At 72.7% G+C, this 20,309-nt stretch carries 11 protein-coding genes; 6 read left to right on the forward strand and 5 right to left on the reverse strand.

The genetic code is table 11. From position 1 onward, the window contains the following. Positions 1-5: 5 nt before the first annotated feature. Both ABH920_RS18460 and ABH920_RS18465 read left to right on the forward strand, forming a co-directional pair. Positions 6-8,435: an RHS repeat-associated core domain-containing protein gene (locus tag ABH920_RS18460; RefSeq protein WP_370350236.1), complete on the forward strand. Its 8,430-nt coding sequence runs from the start codon at positions 6-8 to the stop codon at positions 8,433-8,435. A 148-nt stretch (positions 8,436-8,583) separates the two neighbouring features. Next, positions 8,584-9,255, forward strand: a complete 672-nt coding sequence (locus ABH920_RS18465) for a class I SAM-dependent methyltransferase (protein WP_370350237.1) — start codon at positions 8,584-8,586, stop codon at positions 9,253-9,255. 171 nt (positions 9,256-9,426) lie between these two features. Here the strand turns inward: ABH920_RS18465 and ABH920_RS18470 are convergent, their stop codons facing one another. After that, positions 9,427-10,224, reverse strand: a complete 798-nt coding sequence (locus ABH920_RS18470; RefSeq protein WP_370350238.1) for a hypothetical protein — start codon at positions 10,222-10,224, stop codon at positions 9,427-9,429. Between the two features lie 192 nt (positions 10,225-10,416). On the opposite strand from ABH920_RS18470, the gene ABH920_RS18475 reads away from it, so the two are divergent. From ABH920_RS18475 to ABH920_RS18485, 3 genes are read left to right on the forward strand one after another with little or no spacing between them, the layout of a single operon-like run. Then, positions 10,417-11,031, forward strand: coding sequence for a PadR family transcriptional regulator (locus ABH920_RS18475; protein ID WP_370350239.1), 615 nt, complete (start codon positions 10,417-10,419; stop codon positions 11,029-11,031). Then, on the forward strand, positions 11,031-12,656 hold the full coding sequence (locus ABH920_RS18480) for an FAD-dependent monooxygenase (protein WP_370350297.1): 1,626 nt from the start codon (positions 11,031-11,033) through the stop codon (positions 12,654-12,656). The genes ABH920_RS18475 and ABH920_RS18480 overlap by 1 nt, the downstream gene beginning before the upstream one ends. Before the next feature lie 55 nt (positions 12,657-12,711). Continuing rightward, entirely contained in the window at positions 12,712-13,536 is an 825-nt protein-coding gene (locus ABH920_RS18485; protein ID WP_370350240.1) for a MarR family transcriptional regulator, read from the forward strand. A 155-nt stretch (positions 13,537-13,691) separates the two neighbouring features. On the opposite strand, the gene ABH920_RS18490 is transcribed toward ABH920_RS18485, so the two are convergent. From ABH920_RS18490 to ABH920_RS18500, 3 genes are all read right to left on the reverse strand, one after another. Then, positions 13,692-15,071, reverse strand: coding sequence for a hypothetical protein (locus ABH920_RS18490; RefSeq protein WP_370350241.1), 1,380 nt, complete (start codon positions 15,069-15,071; stop codon positions 13,692-13,694). A gap of 457 nt (positions 15,072-15,528) precedes the next feature. Then, on the reverse strand, positions 15,529-16,446 hold the full coding sequence (locus tag ABH920_RS18495; protein ID WP_370350242.1) for an NADP-dependent oxidoreductase: 918 nt from the start codon (positions 16,444-16,446) through the stop codon (positions 15,529-15,531). Between the two features lie 42 nt (positions 16,447-16,488). Next, positions 16,489-17,565 carry a 1-aminocyclopropane-1-carboxylate deaminase/D-cysteine desulfhydrase gene (locus ABH920_RS18500; RefSeq protein WP_370350243.1) on the reverse strand — a complete coding sequence of 359 codons (1,077 nt, stop codon included), beginning with the start codon at positions 17,563-17,565 and terminating at the stop codon, positions 16,489-16,491. A gap of 76 nt (positions 17,566-17,641) precedes the next feature. Here ABH920_RS18500 and ABH920_RS18505 point away from each other — a divergent pair, with 76 nt between their 5' ends. After that, on the forward strand, positions 17,642-18,544 hold the full coding sequence (locus tag ABH920_RS18505) for a LysR family transcriptional regulator (protein ID WP_370350244.1): 903 nt from the start codon (positions 17,642-17,644) through the stop codon (positions 18,542-18,544). A gap of 9 nt (positions 18,545-18,553) precedes the next feature. Here the strand turns inward: ABH920_RS18505 and ABH920_RS18510 are convergent, their stop codons facing one another. Continuing rightward, a complete protein-coding gene (locus tag ABH920_RS18510) occupies positions 18,554-20,302 on the reverse strand; it encodes a serine/threonine-protein kinase (protein WP_370350245.1) in 1,749 nt (582 codons plus the stop codon). Between the last annotated feature and the right edge of the window lie 7 nt (positions 20,303-20,309).

Here is a 20,309-nt window from a genome sequence, read left to right on the forward strand (position 1 = left end):
AGACCATGAGTGCCGACATCACCTCCATCGATCCCGCGCCCGGGCCGCAGGCCGCGCCGCGGGCGTCCCAGCTGGACGCGGGCGCGTTCGGCGACGTCGCGGCGAGCGTCAGCCTGTTCACCGGCACGCTCACGCTGCCGGTGACCCTGGCCTCGGTCCCGGGCCGGGACGGCCTGGACCTGGACGTCACAGCGCTGTACGGCAGCGACGCGGCGCGCTCGTCGTCGGTCTGGAACCTGGACGCCCCGACCGGGGTGCTGGGCCTGGGCTGGTCGCTGAGCGCGGACCGGATCGTCGTCGACGGCAAGACCAGCCGGAACCCGCTCGACGGCCGGTTCCTGCTGCAGTCCGGCGGCGTCCTGGATCCGCTGATCTGGTCCGGGTCCGACGGCTCGACGCTGCTGTTCCAGTGCGCGCTGCACCCGTTGTGGCGCATCCGGTACGACAGCGCCGCCGAGATGTGGACCGTGCTGCGGGAGGATGGGAGCACCGGGGTCTACGGCCGTCCGGCCGGCGGCTCCGGTGCGGTGATGTACGGCGTGATGTGGGGCAACTGGCTCGGCGCCAGCCGGGCCGCGAGCCCCGCGCTGCACCGCTACCCGGTCGGCTGGAACCTCGCCGAGGTCCGCTCGCCCGGCGGCTCGGTGATGACCTGGCACTACACGAACGACGAGGTGCCGCTGGCCGGCGGCCTCGGCTACACCCGCGCCGCCTACCTCGACCGGGTGGTCGGACCGGACGGCGCCTCGGTGGAACTCCGCTACGCGCCCAAGGAGCCCGCCGAGTACACGGCCCCGCACCAGACGCCCGACGGACAGGCCGACCCGTCGTACCAGGACCGTTACGAAGACCGGTACCTGGCCGACCTGACGGTGCGCGCCGCCGGGGCCGACCCCGAGGACGTCCGGTACACGCTGCGGTTCGAGTACGAACTCGCCGATGTCTCGGACACCCCGTCGAGCGCCTTCACCAAGCGCTTCCTGACCGGCATCCGCGAGGAGCGCCGCGGCCACCTCCAGGTGCCGACGACGCGCTTCGGCTATGCGATGGACGCCGGCGCGCCCAACCCCGGAGCCCTGACGTCGATCCTGTACCCCGAGGGCGGGACGGCCTCGATCGGCTACGAGCCGGTCGCCCTCGGACCGTCCGGCCCGTCCGCGACGACGGCCGGGCACGCCGACGCCGATGATGTGTTCCGGAATTCGATCACCGTGCCCCGGCCGCTCACGGGCGCCGTGCCGCTGGTGTTCCAGGGCCCCGACTACGTGGTCATCGCCTGGTACGCGGAGTCGTCCTCGACCACCGAGGTGCAGGTCTACACGGTCGGCGGCCGGTGGTCCGAACCATGGACCGTCCGGATCCCGGGCGCCGTGCGCACCGAGTACGTCCGGTTCGCCGCGTCGGGCGACTTCTTCGCGCTCTACCTGGCGAACAAGACCGGCACCGGCCCCGCGGCCCTGCACCTGTTCCGCAAGGAGCCCTACCGCTTCGGGAACTGGACCAGGACGCAGGTCGCCGTCGACCGCTCGGTGACGGAGGCCCCGGCCGAGACGACCCTCGCCGCCGGCACCGGGTTCGCGGTGCTGCACCTCGGCGGCGAGCTCCCCGTCCACCGCTACTGGTGGAACCCGTTCACCTCGTCCTGGTCCGCCTCCTCGGCGAGCAACGGCACCAGGCAGATCGCGATCGCGGCGCGCGGCGAGTACTACATCGTCGGCTGGTACCTCCAGGGACGCGTGCGATACCAGCTGTTCCACCTCGCCGCGAACGGCGCCTGGGAGATCGGTCCGCTCGGCTCGGCCGGCGATCCGTTCGACTGGGTCTCCCGCTACGCCGCGGACTTCTGGGCGCTCGGCGACAGCTTCGCCGTCGCCACCTACACCCTGACGTCCGGCCAGGCGCGGCTTCGAACCCTGCAATGGGAGGCGGACTTCGCCGTCGCCCGCGACACGACCCGCAACGGCCGTGCCGCCCGCACCACGGTCGTCGGCGCGCTGGTCGGCAACGGTCCGCTGCTCACCCGCTATGACGGCGTCCAGTGGCGGGACTTCGAGTTCGCGGCCACGGCCGCCGACGTCAAGTACGCCTACGGCGAGGACCTCGCGATCCGCAGCGTGGTCGCGGGGACGACGACCCAGAACACCGTCGTCGGATACTCGGCGGCGACGGGGACGTGGACGGTTCTCTCGGCGCCGGCCGAGGAACCACCGGAGCATGATGGTGCCGGGTCCGGGGCGCCCGAGGCCGCGCCGGACGCCGTGCCCTACGCCGCGCTCGAGGCTGCGCTCGCCGTCGCGCCCTGGCCGCCGACGAGCGGCGGACGCCTGGTGACGACCGGCAGCACCGTGCGCTGGCGCGCGCCGAACGGCGCGCTGAGCACCATCGGCGCCCTGCCGATCAACGGGGCGCTCGGCTCCCTGCACAACATCGCCGGGTCGCACCTGATCTACCAGGACGATCCCGGCGACCGCTCGAAGGCCGTGACCACCGTCCAGCTCGTCGACAACGGCGGGTTCGCCGAGAAGACGGCGCTGGCCGGCCGCCGGATCGCCGTGGACGACCCGAAGTTCGCCGCGGCCCAGATGGCCGGCCCGCGCATCTTCGTGACCTACCCGGCCGTGTACCCCTTCGCCTCCACGCCGGAGCTGACGCTGCACCGGATCATCGACCGCTCGCTCACCGCGCGCGTCGTCGTCCCGGTCGTGGACGAGGTGACCGTCGACAGCGGGATGCAGGCCGTCGTGACGGCCTACGAGTACGACACGGCGCGCGCCGTGTTCGACCCTTCGGGGGTGTCCGTGCTGTTCCCCGAGGCGACCCGGATCATGGGGCCCGGCGGGATCGGCGGCCGGGCGGAGTACGCGTTCCACAACGGCCTGCCGGACCAGGCCGCCGTGGACCTGACCCGGTGGGACCAGCCGGCGGCCGTGGGCCGGTCCGCCGCGGCCGGCGAGCCGTTCAGCCTGTTCACCGGCCGGGTCCGGCAGTCCCGGACGCTGGACGGCGACGGCTATCAGGTCGCTGCGACCCGGATGGCCTGGAGCGGTCTGCGGCTCCGGTCCGGCGACACGTCCCCGGTCGGTGTGCTGCTCGACGTGACGCTGCCGGTGCTGGTGCGCAGCGAGGCCTCGGCCGGCCGCCTGCACCTGTTCGAGCTCCCGCTCGACCAGATCCCGTTCCTGGACACCGGCGCCGTCTCGGCTCCGATCGTCGAGGCCTTCGTCTCGGCCGGTCTGCCGCTGAGCCCGCGGGCGGCCGTCATCGTGCTGACCACCGGCACGCGCTGGGAGATCGTGGACGGGGCCTCGGGGTATCCCGTGGGCCGCGACCACGACGCCTTCGGCGCCCCGGACCCGGTCCTGCACGTCTACGGCGAGACCAGCAAGTCCTACACCAACGCCTACGACGACGCGACCGGCCTGCTGCTCGAACAGCGGGCGACGGAGTTCTCCTCCGACGGCACGCAGCACACCACGGTCCGTACGCTGACGCCGGCCTGGCGTGTCCCGGAGTACGCCGGGATGCGCGACGCCGGGATGTTCACGGCGATCGCCGCCGAGCAGATCGTCGACACGACGGTCGGCCTCGGGATCTCCGCGAGCCGGACCACCTACCGTGCCGACTGGCCCGCGCCCGCCCCGCAGTGCTGGTCGCAGTACGAGTCGTGGACCTGGCGCGCGGGCACGGCGCTGCCGCCGGCGTTCGACCACGCCCCGGTCGGCGACCGGTCGGCGTGGGTGCTCGGCGAGCGGTTCACCGCGCGCAACCGCTTCGGCTCGCCGGTCGTGTCGGTGGACGCCCGCGGCCTCGCGACGTCCTCGTTGTTCGACCGCCAGGACGACCGTGTCGTCGCGACGTTCGTCAACCTCGACCTCACCGCGCCGGTCCCGGCCGGCTGCTGTCTGGGGTTCGAGCCGTACGAGCGGACGCAGGGCTGGAAGCGCGCGGACGGCCAGGAGCTGGAAGCGCTGATGACGACCGACTACCCGCACACGGGGACCCGCTGCCTGCGGCTGGCCGGGCGCGTCGAGGTGACGGCGGACTTCGAGCTCGCGCGGGGCAGCGGCCGGGCGTACTTCTCGTGCTGGATGCGGACCGACCCCGGATTCGTCCCCGGCGAGACCGACGCCTGGTTCTTCGACCTGCGGCCGGTCGGTGGGAAGCAGGCGAGCCTGGTCAAGCTGCCGTTCCCGGTGACCGAGGGCGGCTGGCAGCGGATCCAGATCGGTCTGGAGCATCCGGATCCCGGGTCGGCCACCACTGTGACGTGTCGCGTGGTCAACGCGCGGCCGGACATCGCGTGCTACGTGGACGACCTGCGGCTCGTGCCGCTGGAGGGCGGCGTCAGCTCGACCGTCTACGCCGGGGGCACCTCGCTGCCGACCGCGACCATCGACGTCACCAACGTGCCGACGGGCTACCACTACGACAGTTCCCTGCGGATCGCGGCGATCTCCGGGCCCGGTCCGGAGGCGCTGGACGGGCTGACCGGCTTCGCTTACGCGCGGGGCTCCGACGCCGATCCGCGCGCCACTGCCAGCGTCGACGACACGTTCGACGCGATGCGGCCGAACGCCCGGATCGAGGTTTCGCCGGCGCGCGGCGGCTTCGTCGAGCAGTTCCCCGGCCGCGGAGACTGGCGCGTCCGCTGGGCTCCGGAGCCGGCCGACGAGTGGGCCGTCGTGGACCGCGTGCTCCGGCACGTCGGTACCGGCCCCGGAACGCTGACGCTGCGCGGATCGGACGGCTTCGCCTGGTACGGCGTGCGCGTCGACGTCCAGGCCGCAGCCGCACCGGCCGTCGCCGGGACGTCGCGCCTTGGCGCGGGCACGTCGCGCGTCGGCGCCGCGATCGGCGGCGTCAGCGCGGAATGGGACCCGTCGGGGGAGTGGCTGCTGCTCCGCGACGGCGCCGTCGCGGCGCGCGCCGCGGGCCCGTCGCCGGCCACCACCGACGACTGGATGCTGATCGCACAGCCGCACACCGTGCTGTTCCTGGTCGACGGCCGCCAGATCCTCGCGCACCGCTTCGCCGATCCGGTCGCCGGCGCGCTGGTGCTGACCGCCGGCGAGGCCGTCGCGGGCTTCAGCCGGATCATGGTCTTCCACCAGCCCTCGGTCGGCGTCTCGTACAGCGACGGCGTCGGCCTGGAGCGCCAGTCGCAGTCCCTGGGCGCGGACGGGGTGAACGTCAGCGGCGTCCTGTTCGACGCACTGGGCCGGCCCACGATGCAGGTCAAGGCGATGGCCTACACCGGGGCGGTGCCGGGGTACTCGAGCACGTACGTCACCGGCACGGACCCGGCGACCGGCAAGCTGACCGGCGACGTCGCCGAGTACTACGACGGGTCCGAGGGCCGCTCCGACGACCAGGGCTACCCGTATTCGCGGCAGCGGCTGGAGATGGCCGTCACCGGGCGCCTGCTGGAGAGCGGCCAGCCCGGTGCGGTCCACGCGATCGCTCCCGGCGCGAGGCACACCTCCCGCGTCGCGTACGGGCTCAAGACGGACGACGGCTTCCTCGACCACCTGCCCGCCGGCCGCTACCCGACCCGGACCACCACCGACCCGGACGGCCGGGTCGAGGTCACCGTCTTCGATCCGGCCGAGGCCACGCTCGGCGTGCGCCAGGTGCCGGAGTCGGCCGACGTCCGGACGGCGCAGGAGTACGACCACCGCGGCGACCTCGTCCGCATCCTGGGGCCGGACCGGTTCGCCCCGCGCCCGGATCAGGACCCCGCGGCCGGGGTGATCTTGCACCAGGTGGACGGGCTCGGCCGGGTCGTCGAGGACGCGGCGGCCGATACCGGCGTGAGCGACTGCGTGTACGACGACCGGGGGCTGTTGCGGTTCGCGCGCTACGCCGACGGACGCGGCACGGGACCGGCCGGACTGGACCGGATCGTCTATCACACCTACGACCGGCTCGGCCGCCGCGTGGAGAGCGGCGAGATCGACCGCGCCTGGAACCGCGACGAGCTGCAGACGCTGGCCGCGACCAGCTGGCCGCTCGACGACGCTGGCTGGCGCGAGCGGCTGCGCTACGACGGCGACGGCTCGCAGCCGAACACCGTCGGCCGCGGCTGGATCTGGTTGCGCAACCCGGCGCCCGGCGAGCCCGCCGTGGAGACGGTCCTCGACTACGACGATGCCGGCCGGGTGGTCAGCTGTGCCGAGCGGCGCGGGTCCGAGCCCGCGTGGCAGACCCGGTACGTCTACCAGGCCGGCGGACTGCTCGAACGCGTCGTCTATCCGCGTCCGGCGCAGCAGACCGACGATGCCGACATCCCGGTGGTGTGTCAGGGCTATGACGTCCTCGGCCGCCTGGTGGCCGTCGGCACGCCGTCCGACCCCGAGGCCTACGCGGCGTACGCCTACGACACCGCCGGCGCCGTCGAGCGCGAGACCCTGACCCTGGCCGGGCCCGGAGCCACGATGCGCCGGTTCCGCTACAACTCGCTCGGACTCCTCACCGCCGCCGAGAGCCCGCTGTTCACCGAACGGGTGGCGTACTGGGAGGAATCCGGCGAGGACGGCGCGCACTACTACGGTGGCAAGGCGTCCAGGGCGTCCTACGAAGCGCCCGACGACGGCGGCGCCGTCCCGTTCGCGTACACGTGGCAGTACTCGTACGACGCCTGCGGAAGGCTGCGTACCGCTCGCAACAACGCCGACGCCGCCAGCGACTTCGGCGTCGGCGGACCGGCGCAGTACGACGCGAACAGCAACCTCCTGCACGTCCGGGACGCCGGGACGGAGCGGGTCTTCGGCTACGACCCGCACGGCAACCGGCTGGTTCGCGCCGACGGAGCGTCTGGCTTCGGCTACGACGCCGCCGGCCGGACCGTCGAGACCCCGGACCGGCTCGTCCGGGCCCTGGGGACCGACCGCGTCACCGGGTTCCCGACCTTCGTCGAGCACGAAGACGGCGGCCGGACGGATCTGGTTGTCGGCGGTTCGGGCGTACGGCGCTGGTCCAAGGTCCACCGGGGCCCGGACGGCGCGATCCGCAGCGAGCGCCGCTACCTGTGCGGCGCCGGAGCCGGACTGCTGACGGAGCACACGCGGGTCGGCGGTGAGCAGGACTGGCGCGTCACCCACTACGTGTACGGCCTCGGCGGGCTGGTCGCCGTCCTCGACAGCGACGGAGGGCAGGCGGCGGTGTTCCGCGACCGCCTGGGCTCCTCGCGGCTGGTCGTCGGATCCGACGGCGCGGTGCTCGGCCGCTACGACTACCGTCCGTACGGCGACCTGATGGGGGAGCCCGGCGGCAAGCGTCCGGATCTGCTGGAGTACCGGTTCCTGGGCCAGGAGTGGGACGCCGAGACCGGTCTGGTGAACCTCGGCGCGCGGCTGTACAACCCGCGTCTGTGCCGCTTCTACAACACCGATCCGGCCGGCGCGGGGACGAACCCTTACGTCTACGCGGGCGGCGATCCGGTGAACCTCGTCGACCCCGGCGGCGACCTGTTCTTCGTCCCGCTGCTGATCGCCTTCGCGGCCGGCGCGGTGATCGGGGGCGCGGTCGCGGGGGTGACCGCGGCGGTGAACGGGGCCTCGGCCACCGAGGCGCTCAAGCAGGTCGGGATCGGCGCCGCGATCGGCGGCGTGACCGGCGCGGTCAGCTTCGGGATCGTCGGCGGCCTGTCCGCCGGGCTGGCGGCGACCGCGTTCCAGGTGTCGAGCACGGCCGGCGCGTCCGGTCTCGGCTTCATCGTGCGCGGCGTCGGCATCGCGCTGTTGACGGGCGCCGCGGAGGGCTCGGCGTCCGGCGCGCTCGGCGCGATCCTCGGCAACGTCATCGACGGCAAGACCGGCTCGGCGGCCCTGGACGGCGCCGACGAGGCGGCGTGGATCGGCGCGGTGGTCGGGGCCGGGATGATGGGCATCGGGTCGGGCGTCACCGGGTCGCGGATCGCGGCGCAGCGCGCCGCCACCCGGACCACCGTGCTCACCGGCGTGGAGGACCCGGTCTTCGCCATCCCCAAGGGCGCACGGCGTGGCGTCGGGCACCAGGGCGCCGGCCATCCGACCACCCAGAGCAGCGCGTGGCTCGACCACGACGCGAACGTCGCGGGGCTCCACGACCGCGACACCCGGCTGGAACTCGTCACCCACGGCGTGACGATGCGCAACGGCCGGTTCGCTGAGTGGTCCTACGCTCCCGGGAACGTGGAGAACCTCAATCCGGATCAACTGGCCCGCCAGGTGGGGGTGGCGCGGTGGAAGACGATCGACCTGGTCTGCTGCGATCTGGGCAACGGCTCGTTCGCCCAGCGGTTCGCGACGACGAGCAGGACCCTGACCCGCGCGAGCACGGCGCTGACGGACGTCGTCGAGGGCGGGAAGTGGGTCATCCCGTTCCCCTCGCACCGGATGCTGGTGTTCCATCCTGACCCGCGGATCACCGCGGTGTACCGGTTGTTCGGGTACTGAGCGCTGCCGTCCACGGTCAATGGGACGCGCCCCGGCGCCGCCGTGGCGCGTCCCCGATTCGGGTTCCTTTCCGGCGTTTCCCCCTCCACCACCACACCAGAGGTCTGATAATCGAGCCGCACAGCCGGTCTGCGACGAGGAGGCGAGTATGTCCGAGATGACGCCGTCGGCCCCCGCGGTGCGCGCCGACGAATGGGCCGCACGCCAGGCCGCGCAGGCCGGCGGCTTCGACGCCATCGGCGCCCGCTACGACGAGAGCTTCCCGCACAAGGACGGCCAGGTCGCCTGCACCGACCGCCTGCTCGAGACGCTGCCGGCCGGGGCCCGCGTCCTGGACGCCGGCGCCGGCACCGGACTGCCCACCGCACGGTGCCTGCTCGACGTCGGCTGTACGGTGACCTGCGTGGACTTCTCCGCCGAGATGCTGAACCTGGCGCGCACGAACGTCCCGGAGGCCACCTTCATCCACGCCGACATCCTCGACCTGCCGGACGACCCGGGACAGTACGAGGCGGTCACGGCGTTCTTCTCGCTCCTGATGCTGCCCCGCGCACAGATCGACACCACCCTGCGACTCTTCCACCGCATCCTGACCCCCGGCGGCCGCCTGGCGCTGGCCATGGTCGAGGCGGACGTCGACGACATGCCGATCCCCTTCCTCGGCCACTGGCTGCGCGTCACGGCCTACACCCGCGCCGCTTGGCGCGCGGTCCTGGCGGAGGCGGGGTTCGTTGTGGAGTGGGAGGACTCGCGGACGTACGTTCCGGAGCTGGCGGCGCCGCCGGAGATTCAGCTCTTCACGCTGTGCAGGCGGGTTTAGGCACGTGTAGCGGCTCGGGCGGCGGGCACCCGCGCACGCCGTTGCGCGCAGACTCCTGCACTCGGATCATCCGGGCCGACAGATCCGACAGATCCGACAGACACCGCGCGGCACGCCGACCGGCACGCGGCACGTGATCGTCGCCAGACCCGACTCCTGGGCTCGTCCCCGTCACGCAATCCCCAGTTCGCCGATCTCGACCTCGACCAACGTCCCGCCCCGCATCTGGAGCATCCGTGGCGGACCCATGGTGGCCGCCAGCGCGTCGCGCTCGGCCTGGCGCTCCTCGGGGGTCTGGCCGGCCGGATCGATGAGGTCGAATCCGTACATCGGGACCTCGAAGGCGTCGATGTCGTCCGGGGCGGGGTAGCCCTCGATGACGAACCCGAACAGCGCACGCAGGGCCTGCTCGCCGAGCTCCAGCGGATGGAACGGCAGCGGGTAGGGCTCCGCGTCCGGGCCCGGCCGCCCGGGGAGCGGTTCGAAGTCGAATGGTTCGACGGGGTGCTCCCCGGACCAGTACGGCCCCTCGAACGGCAGGCGCTCGCCGATGTCCTCGATGATCCCGCTGTCGGGCGACAGGCTCAGCGAGCGGATGAGGACCCCGTCCTTCCAGATCGCGAAGGCGAGGAAGTCGACCACGCTGTGCATGGCGTGCAGGATCACGGTGCGGCCCTCGGCGGCTTCGAGGTAGCGCGTCGGCAGCTCGGAGGGGCGGTCGAGCATCACGGTCCGGCTGCAGAGGATGTCCGCGCCCGGGAGGCTCGCGGCGTAGGCGATGTCGTCGGGCGGGTAGGTCATCTCGCACAGGTTGGCGTAAGGGTCCTCGCGGCCGGAGACCCGCCAGCCCGGGTTCAGTCGCCGGACGAACGCCTCGGCTGCCTCTTGGCTGTGCTCGGCGGGCCGGTTTCGCAGCGCGTCGGCGATACCACCGGTTGTGTAGGCCAGCAGGCCGGTTTTGGCTCCCATGGGTCCCTCGCCTCCCCGCGCCGCGTCGGTCGTGGCGCGGGGCGCACATTATCTGCGGGCGCTGACACGAGGTTTCCGGATGCTCGGGCCCGGTCTTGCTGCCCGGCCTTGCTTGCCGGCCTGGCGTCATGAATACTCGGATCCAAGTACTAGGTTCCAAGTAATTCATCGAGCACGCGCAGGGGAGCGTCCATGCCCACCCGTCGACCCGCCGCCGTCCCGCCGCCTCCGAAACGTCCCGCCAACCCCCTCGCTCTGGCTGTCCTCGGGCTGCTGCTCGAACAGCCGATGCACCCCCACGCCATGGTCGGTGCGCTTCGCGAGCGGGGTATGGACGCCGCGTTCAAGCTGACGACCGGGTCGCTCTACGACACCGTTCGTGCGCTCGTTCGGGACGGGTGGATCGAGGTGGACGGTACCGAGCAGGCCGGCAACCGTCCGGTCCGCACCGTCTACCGCCACACGGCTGCCGGCCGGGATGGCTTCACCGACTGGCTCGACGAGCTCATCCGAGAGCCCGCTCCGGAATATCCGAGGTTCCTGTCCGCTGTCGCCTACCTCGGCGCGTTGGGGCGCCCGCGCGCCGCGGAGGCGCTGCGCGAGCGGGCTGCGGCGTTGCGGGAGCGGATCGCGCAGGGTGCCGAGGCTTATCGCGCGGCCCGTGAGGAGCACGGCGTGCCTCGGTTGTTCGTCATCGAGGCCGAATACGCCGCGGCGTTGGCGCAGGCCGAACTGGAGTGGGTGGAGCGTACCGCCGCCGAGATCGAGCAGGGGACGTTGGCCTGGCCGGAAGGGGACGGACGATGATGACGGACACCGGATCGACCGGATCAACCGGCTCAAGCGGATCGCCGGAGGAGACCGTCGACGTCCTGATCGTCGGTGCCGGCCCCGCAGGCCTGGCGCTCGCGGGGGAGTTGGCACGCGCGAAGGTCCCCGCGCTCGTCCTGGAACGCGAGCCCGAGCCACCGGGCTTCTGCCGCGGCTTCAACCTCAACGCCCGCAGCCTGGAGCTGCTCGACCGCCGAGGCCTCGCCTCCCGGTTCCTGGCCGAAGGGCCGACCGTCGCGACGACCGCGTTCGTCGGCGCCTCGCGCCTGGACCTGGCCGCCATGCGTACGAAGCACCCTTACGTCCTGGGCATCCCCCAGACCCGCGTGGAGGAACTTCTCGCCGAGTGGGCGCTGGAATCAGGCGCGCGCATCCACCGCGGTCGGCGCCTGTCCGGCCTGTCCCAGACTGGTGGCGGGGTGATCGCGCGGGTGGAAGGTCCCGGCGGTCCGTCCACGGTTCGCTGCGGGTGGCTGGTCGGCTGCGACGGCGGACGCAGTACGGTCCGCGCGGCGGCCGGGATCGGCTTCCCTGGCACGGCGGCGCGGAGGTTCACGCTGCTCGGGGACGTGGTGCTGGCCGATCCGCGGGCCGTGGCGTTCGGCCCGAACACCGGGCCCGACGGCGCGACGGTGTTCGCGATACCGCGTCCCGGCTACGTCCGGCTCCTCACCGCCGATCCGGCCCCGTCCGCCGACCTGCACGCCGACCCGCACGCGCCGGTGACGCCGGACGCCTTCCAGCGCGTGATCGACGCTGCGCTGGGACACCGGGCTGAGATCGCCGAAACGCTGTGGCTCACCCGGTTCGGGGACGCCGCGCGCCTGGCCGAACGGCTCCGGGCAGGCCGGGTGCTGCTCGCCGGGGACGCCGCGCACATCCACCCTCCCGCCGGTGCCATCGGCGTCAACGCGGCCATCGACGACGCGTTCGGCCTGGGGTGGAGGCTGGCCCTGGTGGCGCACGGTCAGGCTCCTGATTCACTGCTCGACGGCTACCACGAAGAGCGTCACGCGGCCGGTGCGCGCCTGCTGCGCAACACCCGCGCGCAGGCGGTGCTCGGTCAGGCGGACGGGGACGACCGGCTGGGTCCGGTGCGCGACCTGCTCGGCGAGCTGGCCGAGTGCGAGGCCACCGCCGGGCCGCTGGCCGAGGCGATCACGGGGGTCGGGACCCGGTACCCGGCGTCCGGGGACGTCGGGCATCCGTGGGCGGGGCGGATGGTGCCTGACGTCGTTCTGCGCCAGGGCGGGACGGATTCTCCGGCTGGTCCGGCTGGTCCGGCGGTTCTGGCCGATCCAGACAGCCTGACAGCACTCCTGGCCCGAGTGGTCGGCGGTGTGCTGCTGCTCGACGGCTCCGCCGACTCGCCTGTACTCGCCGCCGCCGTCACCCCGTGGGCGGACCGCGTGACGACTGCCTACGCCGTCCCACCTGCCCTGGAGGGCGCCCGCGCGATCCTCGTCCGTCCCGACGGCCACGCCGCGTGGATCGGCGCACCGTCAACGACCGCGGAGGTGGCGGCGAAGGAGCTGCACGATGCCCTCGGTCGCTGGTTCGGGATCGAGCGAGCTGTCGGATCCGGGCCGCACCGTTCGTAGCTTCGGTGAGAGGCCGTCCGCGAGGGCGCGGCCACGACGACAGGAGATGACGACGATGCCGCATCCACAGGCCAAGGTCCACCGCATGTCCGAGCTGATCGAGCCGATCGGCGCGGTCACCTTCTCCGAGATCCCGAACGAGGGCTTCCTGGCCCTGGGCATGCGCAACTACTGGGACGGATACTTCGCCGGCCGCGCCGCGCCACTGGGGTTGGCCCCGGCCGAGGTGGTGCACGCGGTCTTCTACAACTTCGCCGACGGCGAGGTGGCACGCCACATCCCGTGGGTCTGGGGGAAGACCACCCCGCAGGAGGCGATCGCCGTGCGCGAGCGGGGCAGCACCGCCGCGCTGCGGCAGCGGATCGGGCCCCTCGCCGACACCCCCGACCTGCGACGGGTCACCGACCTGGCGTACCGGGCCGCGGTCAGCGCACCGACCGAGGGCCGGCCGCTGTACGCCGGACTCCGGGCGCTCGCCGTGCCCGCGGAGCCGGTGGCCAGGCTCTGGCACACCGCGACGCTGCTGCGCGAGCACCGCGGCGACGGGCACAACGCGGCCCTGCTCGCGCACGGCATCGGCGGCACGGAGGCCCACGTCCTGATGGCTCTCTCCCTCGGGATGCGGGCCGAGGAGTTCGGTCGGGTGCACCACCTGCCCGAGGCGCAACTGGCCGCCGTGGTCGACGGCCTTCGCGCACGCGGCCTGGTGACTGCTGATGGCGGGTTCACCGACGTCGGCCGGACGACCCGGGAGCGGATCGAAGCGCTCACCGACGAGTTGGCGGCGTCGGCGTACGACGTGCTCAGCGCGGACGAACTCGACGAACTGATCGCGGGGCTGGAGCCGATCGCCGCCGCGGTGCGGGCCGCAGGGGACTGAGCGACTGAGCGCGAGATCGCCGGCGGGAGCGAGACACCGACAGGCTCAGCCCGGTGTCCGGGCTGAGCGTCCTTATCGGAGTCGGAGTCGGAGTCGGTCTCGGAGTCGGGCTCGGGTTCGGGTTCGGTCTCGGAGTCGGTCGCCGGCCCGGGCCGTCACCGCGCCCCGTTGTCGATCTGCGCCATGGACGGGCTGCTCCCGCCGGCCAGGACCAGGGGTGTCGGCGTCACCCCGGTGCCGGTGACGAACGTGCCCAGGTGGCTGTTGATGTCGTCCCAGACCGCCACCACGCCGCCGCCGGACGCCGGGGCGATCGAGGGGCTCGTGCCGGCCAGGAACTGGGCGTTGGTGCCGGTGAGGGCGCCGGTCGAGGACAGGGTCCGGATCGTGCCGTCGGAGCCGCCGAAGGCGATGACGGTCTGGTTGCCGGGCAGGGTGGTCAGCGCCGGGCTGGTGCCGGTCGCCATGGTCTGTCCGGTCGCGAAGGTCTGCGCCGTGGTCGAGTCGGTGGTGCGCAGGGTGTGGTCGGGCGCCTGGTAGGCGATGCGGTAGGAGTCGCCGCCGACGACGAAGGTGATCGCCGGGCTGGTCCCCGGCGCCACCGGGGCGGTGTAGCCGCCGAAGCCGAGGACCGGGTCGAAGGCGGCGAGATCGCCGTTCTGGCCGACGTAGGCGATGGCGACGCCGGATCTGGTGAGGGTCGCCGACGGGCTGGTGCGCGGCGCCATCGGCAGCTTGAGGCTCGCCGCGCCGGTCTGCGAGCGGTAGACCCACAGCTGGCCGGTGTTCGCCTGGAAGGCGACGGCGAAGCCCGCGCTGCCGGCCGTGGTGATGCTCGGGCTGGTCCCGGCGGCCATGCCCAGGCCGAGGTCGGTCGCGGTGCCCGAGGCGTCGACGACCCACAGGTCGCCGTTCGTGCCCTGATAAGCCCCCTCGTAGTCGCCGCCGACGTTGTACAGGCTCGGGTTCGTCCCGCTCATCACGTGCAGGCCGGTGCTCGGGGTGATGCTGTTCGTCTCCGCCTTCGTCTCCACAGCCGAACTGTCGGCGAACCCGACCGCGCCCCCGGCCAGGCCGTTGACCAGGGGCGGCGGCGGGTTCACGGTGGCCGTCTGCCGGTCCAGCTGGGTCTGGCCGAGGCTGCTGGCGACGCTGAGGGTCCACGCCGCGACGCCGGCCTGCGTGGGGGTGACCACGCGGCTGCCGGACGTGCTGACCTGCTCGGGGCTGTCGAAGCCCGGGCCGCTCATCAGCACGCTGAGAATGGCCGGATTGCAGCCGGTGAGGCCCCGGGTGGTCCACTGGACGGTGATCTGACCGCCGAGGGTGATGGTCGTCGGAGCCAGGTTGATGTTGCCGACCGGGTCGCAGGGGGAGTCGGCGGGTGTCACCGCGGTCCCCCCGGCGGTCGTCGCCGCACCGGCGGGCCCGGCCGTGGCGGCCAGGCCGCCCAGCGCCAGGGCCAGCACGGCGGCTGCCCCGGCCAGGCGGGAGCCGGTGCGGGAGCCGGTGCGGGCGGTTCGAGACTTGCTCATGGGTCTGGTTCTCCTCGGGAGTTCCGGTTCGAGCCGCGGCGGGTTTCGCCGCGGCCTCGTCTTCACGGTCTCCCGGTGCGCTGACGTGGGGCTGAAACGTCGCTGAAACCGGTTGCCTTATGATCATCCGGCGGGCGGGCGCCATCCGCGCTCGACAGTGAGATGGGCAGCCGCCGGGAGCAGGCTGACCCGACCGGAGGCCGAAATGGACGCACAGACCCGAGAACAGTGGTCGCCGCGTCGGCTCAGGAGCGACACGAGGTTGCCGACATCTATACGGACTGGGGCTATGCCCAGTTCGGGGGACGGTCGCAGGAGGAGCTGGCCGAGGTCTTGGAGCACCTCGAGCGGTACCGACGCGAGTACGACCTGCCTGAACGTGGCTGATAGGGGTGCGACGACAGGGCTGTGATGACAGCGAGTCGCGGATCGTCGGATTCGGCCCGCGCCGTGCCGCTCAGTGGCGCACCTGGATGACGGTCTTGCCCCTGCGCCGCCGGGTCGGGTTCAGGGCGGGGAGGGCGTCGTCGAGGGTTGCGACGGTTCCGATGTGCGTGCGCAGGCGTCCGTCGCGCACCCGGTCGACGATCTCGGTCAGCTGACCGGGCACCGACTCGACGACGAAGTCGATCGCGAGGCCGTCGGCAGGACGGTACTCGACGGGCCCGACCACCGACACCAGGGTCCCGCCGGGGCGGACGACGCTCGCCGAGCGCCGTTGGACGTCGCCGCCGATGACGTCGAAGACCACGTCGACGCCGCCGGTGTCGGTGAGGTCGTCGCGGTCGAGGTCGAGGAAGTCGTTCGCGCCGAAGTCGAGTGCCGCCTGGCGGTCGGCGGCCCGGCCGGTGCCGATGACGTAGGCGCCGAACTCCCGGGCCAGCTGCGTCACCACGGAGCCGACCGCGCCGGCGGCGCCGTGGGCGAGGACGCTCTGGCCGGCCCGGAGGCGGCCGTGCTGGAACAGGCCCTGCCACGCGGTCAGGCCGGAGATCGGCAGGCTCGCGCCGACCGTGAAGTCGACGTCGCCGGGCAGCGGCGCGAGGTTGCGTGCCTCCACGGCCGTGTACTCGGCCAGGGTTCCGTCGCGGTGCCAGTCGGTGATCCCGAACACCCGCTGGCCCAGCGAGAGCCCGGTCGTCCCGTAGCCGAGGGAGGAGACCACGCCGGCGAACTCGTGGCCGATGACGGCCTCGGTTCGCTCATGGCCGGCGCGGTCGACCCACGTCGAGGGCCACTCCCACTCGGCCGGGGCGAAGCCCGAGGCGTGGACTCGGACGACGACGTCGTTGATGGCCGGTGCCGGCTCGCGCCGCTCCGCGAGGGTGATGCCGGCTGCTTCCGCGTTCTGATCCGTCGCGATGATCGCCTTCATGGGTGCCTCCGAGAATCCGGGAATCTGTGGTCTTATTCGGTCTTATTCGGCGATGGGGCCGACGACTTGGGGGATCTCGAACAAGTTGCCGGTGTCCCCGGTGTGCAGGAACGCGACGTTGCTGCCGGCGGGGATCCGTCCGCTGCGGGCGTGCTCCAGCAAACCGGCCAGCCCCTTGCCCGTGTAGACGGGGCCGACGAAGACGCCCTCGGCCCGCGCCAGCTCGCGGATCGCCGCCGAGCTCTCGGGAGTGGCGACGGCGTACTCCTCGCCGATGAAGCGCTGGTCGACGTCGATCTCGGCCCGGATCGTCGCGTCGTCGGGGACCGGCGCGCCCAGGGTGGCCAGCACCGCCTTGGTCCGTTCGACGATCACGCCGGGGTTCATCCAGTCTCCGTCGTCGTATCCCAGGATGGAGATCGACCGGAACCGTACCGGGTGGCCCAGGCTCAGCTTGGCCGCGAGCATCCCCGGCAGCGCGGTCCCGGTACCGATCGTGTGGTAGACGAAGTCGAGATCGACTCCGGCGGCCGCGGACTGCTCCAGCATCTCCCGGAACGTCAGGGCGTGCGCGACGAAGCCGTCGGGGTGCGCGCCGCCGGCTCCGACGACGAGAACCTTGTGCCCCTGCGCCTCCAGCTCGGCCTTGCGGTCCGCGATGGTGTCGGCGATCCGCGCGGCGACCCGCGGCGTGTCCCAGGTGCTGCCGGTGACGTTGACGACGTGGGTCTCGACCCCCATCGTCCGGGTGAGCAGGTAGTTGCCGCGGAACTCGCCGAGCTCGCCGTGCCGGGACACGTTCCGGGTCAGGACCAGGATCGGCGTGATCCGGGCGCTCAGGCAGGCGGCGGCGAACTGCAGCCCCGAGTTGGTCAGGTAGGCGCCCTGGGTGATCACGTGCGTCACCCCGTCCTGGACGGCCCGACCCAGGATGAACTCGGCCAGACGCAGCTTGCTGCCGCTGATGGCGCTGGGGCCCGCCAGGTCCTCGCGCTTCATGAAGAAGTTGATCCCGTACGCGGCCGACAGGTTGGGCAAGGCGTGGAACGGGGTGGGGTAGAACCCGACCCGGCGTCGGGGGAGTTCGTCGATGGCGGCGTCGAATCGCGTGAAGTCCATGCGTTCAGCGTCAGCCACGCCTCCGGATTAGCACAAGCGATGATCTCTTCTCGACCGATAAGCTAGGCTTAAGTTCATGTCCTGGCAGTTCGATCCGCGGCACCTGGTGACGCTCGCCGCCGTCGGGCGGCTCGGTTCGTTCGCCGCCGCCGCGGAAGAGCTGGGCTATACCCAGTCCGCGGTCTCGCAGCAGATCGCCGAGCTGGAACGCCGGGTCGGCGCGCGAGTCGTGGTCCGGCGTCCGGTCCGCGCGACCGAGGCCGGGCAGGTCCTGCTCGACACCGAAGCCGCGATCAGCATGGCGATGAGCCGCGCTGCCACCGAGCTCGCGGCGCTCGCGGCGGGCACGGTCGGCGAGGTGCGGCTCGGCGCGTTCATCTCGGCGGCGGCGTCCATCGTCCCGCCGGCGCTGGCACGCCTGCGTGCCGCCTGCCCGGGCGTTCACATCGCACTGCGCGAACTCGAACAGCGCGAAACACATGCGCTGCTGATCCGGGGCGAGATCGACCTGGCCATCACCTTCGACTACGAACACGCTCCCGTGCCGGTGCCCGCCGGGCTGCGGCAGGAGCACCTCATGGACGATCCGATCATGGTCGTCGTTCCCGTCGGACACCCGCTGGCGGGAGCTGACGGCGTCACCCCGGCCGACCTGCCGTCGGACGCGTGGATCAACACCCCGGTCGACGTCCGCGACCTGGCGGCGGCCCCCGTCGTCGGCGACCGGGGGAGCGGACAGCGCCTGGACTTCGACGGCATGGACTTCCGCACCGCGCTCAACCTCGTCGCGGCCGGCCTCGGCGTCGCGCTGCTGCCGCGGTTGTTGCTGCTGGACGCTCCCCTGAGCGTGGTGGTCCTCCCGATGCGGAAGCCCACGCTGGTTCGTCGTCTCTACACCTGCCGCCTCGACACGAAAGGCGTGACCGCGCCGATCAGACGGCTTGAGGCGTACCTGCGGGAAGCCGCAGCGGAGCTCTGAGGCGACGCGTCAGGAGACGGAGAAACCATCGCAGGCGACGTAGTAGGCCTCGCCGTCGCTGTGGACGTGGAACCACAGGACGACGTAGTCGCCCGGGAAGTCGGTCTCCGCCGGGAGGTTGCCGGCGCCGGGTGCGCTGAGCGTGGGGGTGAAGTCCTTGGGGAAGGTGGTGTAGGCCCAGTCGGTGCTCAACGGCTGGGGTTTGTCGTTCCAGCGGTAGAGCACGGCGTTGCCGTTGTAGCTCGGCGGGGGCAGGACTTCGGCCGCCATGTAGTACGGGGCGCCGGAGTTCGGGTTCTTGCTGCGGAAGCCGATGGTGACCGGGGTGCCGGACGCGACCGGTTGGCGGTCGGCGGAGCTTTGGAAGGCGAACTCGTTCGGCAGGGTTTCTTCGCGGGCCGGGCTGTTCTCGCACTCGTGCGTCTGCGGATTCCACAGGATCGAGGTTTCGACGCCCTGGGTGCCGGGGCGGTCGCGCAGGAACGTGGTCGGCGGTGCGGTGCTCGTCGACGACGGGGTCGCGGCGGACGATGTGCCGGTCGTGCCGGTGCCGGTGCCGGTTCCACTTGCGCCACTCGCGCCGGTCGAGGCGGCCGTGGTGCCGGTCGTAGCGCCGTTCGCACTCCCGGTCGCGCCGCTGACAGCCGCCGCCACCGGCGAACCGCCGCCCGCCGCAGTCGACGGCAGGCCGCTCGCGCCGGGTCCGGCATGGTCGGTCCCGCTCGGCGGGTACTCCACCGCCAGCGCGATCGCGACGACCGCGGCGGCCGAGACCGCCGAGACGAGGACCGCCGCACGCCTGCGATTCCGCCGCGGAGCCGCTGCGGCGTCGGGCCCGTCAGGCCCGGTCGCCGGAAGCAGGCCCAGCTCGGTGGCGGTCGCCACGTCCTGCGGCACGGTGTCGGCGATCGCCGCCAGGCCTTCGTAGAAGCCTGCGACGATCGGGGCGTCGTCCGCCGACACCTGCTCGTCCGCCTCGGCCAGCAGCTCGGCGGCGGTCGGCCGCGCCGCCGGGTCCTTGGCCGTGTACCGGGTGATCAGGGCGGCGAGGGCCGGCTCGACGCCTTCGGTGTCGGCGGGGTCCTCGACGCTGCGGAACATGATCGCGTGCGGGTCGCCGGTCCCGAACGGGGGACGGCCGGTCGCGGCGTAGGCGAGCATCGCGCCGAGGGCGAAGACGTCGGCCGCCGGGCTCGGCGCGCCGCCGCGCACGATCTCCGGCGCCAGGTAACCGGGCGTGCCGACCGCGCTGCCGGTGCGGGTCAGCGCGGTCTGGTCGCCGGTCCGGGCTATGCCGAAGTCGATCAGCCGCGGGCCGGACGGTGACAGGACGATGTTGTTCGGCTTCAGGTCACGGTGCAGGACGCCCTGCGCGTGCACGTCGGCGACCGCCGCGGCGAGCCCGGCGGCCAGGTGCCGCACCGCCCCCGGCGGCATCGCGCCGAACCGCGCCACCGCCGCGGCCAGGGTCGGGCCGGGCACGTATTCGGTGGCCAGCCAGATCGGCCTGCCGGTCAGGTCGGCGTCCTCCAGCGCGGCGGTCCACCGGCTGCGCAGCCTGCCGACGGCCTCCACCTCGTGCCGGAAGCGGGCCATCGCCTCGCCGCCGTCGAAACCGCCCCGCACGATCTTGACCGCGACCTGCCGGCCGTCGGGGGTCAGCGCGAGGAAGACCTCTCCCATGCCGCCCGAGCCCAGCCTGGCCAGCAGCTGGAACCGGGCGATCATGCGGGGGTCGGCGGGCAGCAGCGGTTCCAAAGATCCC

This window comes from Catenulispora sp. EB89 (assembly GCF_041261445.1).
In the GTDB taxonomy this organism is placed as follows: Bacteria; Actinomycetota; Actinomycetes; order Streptomycetales; family Catenulisporaceae; genus Catenulispora.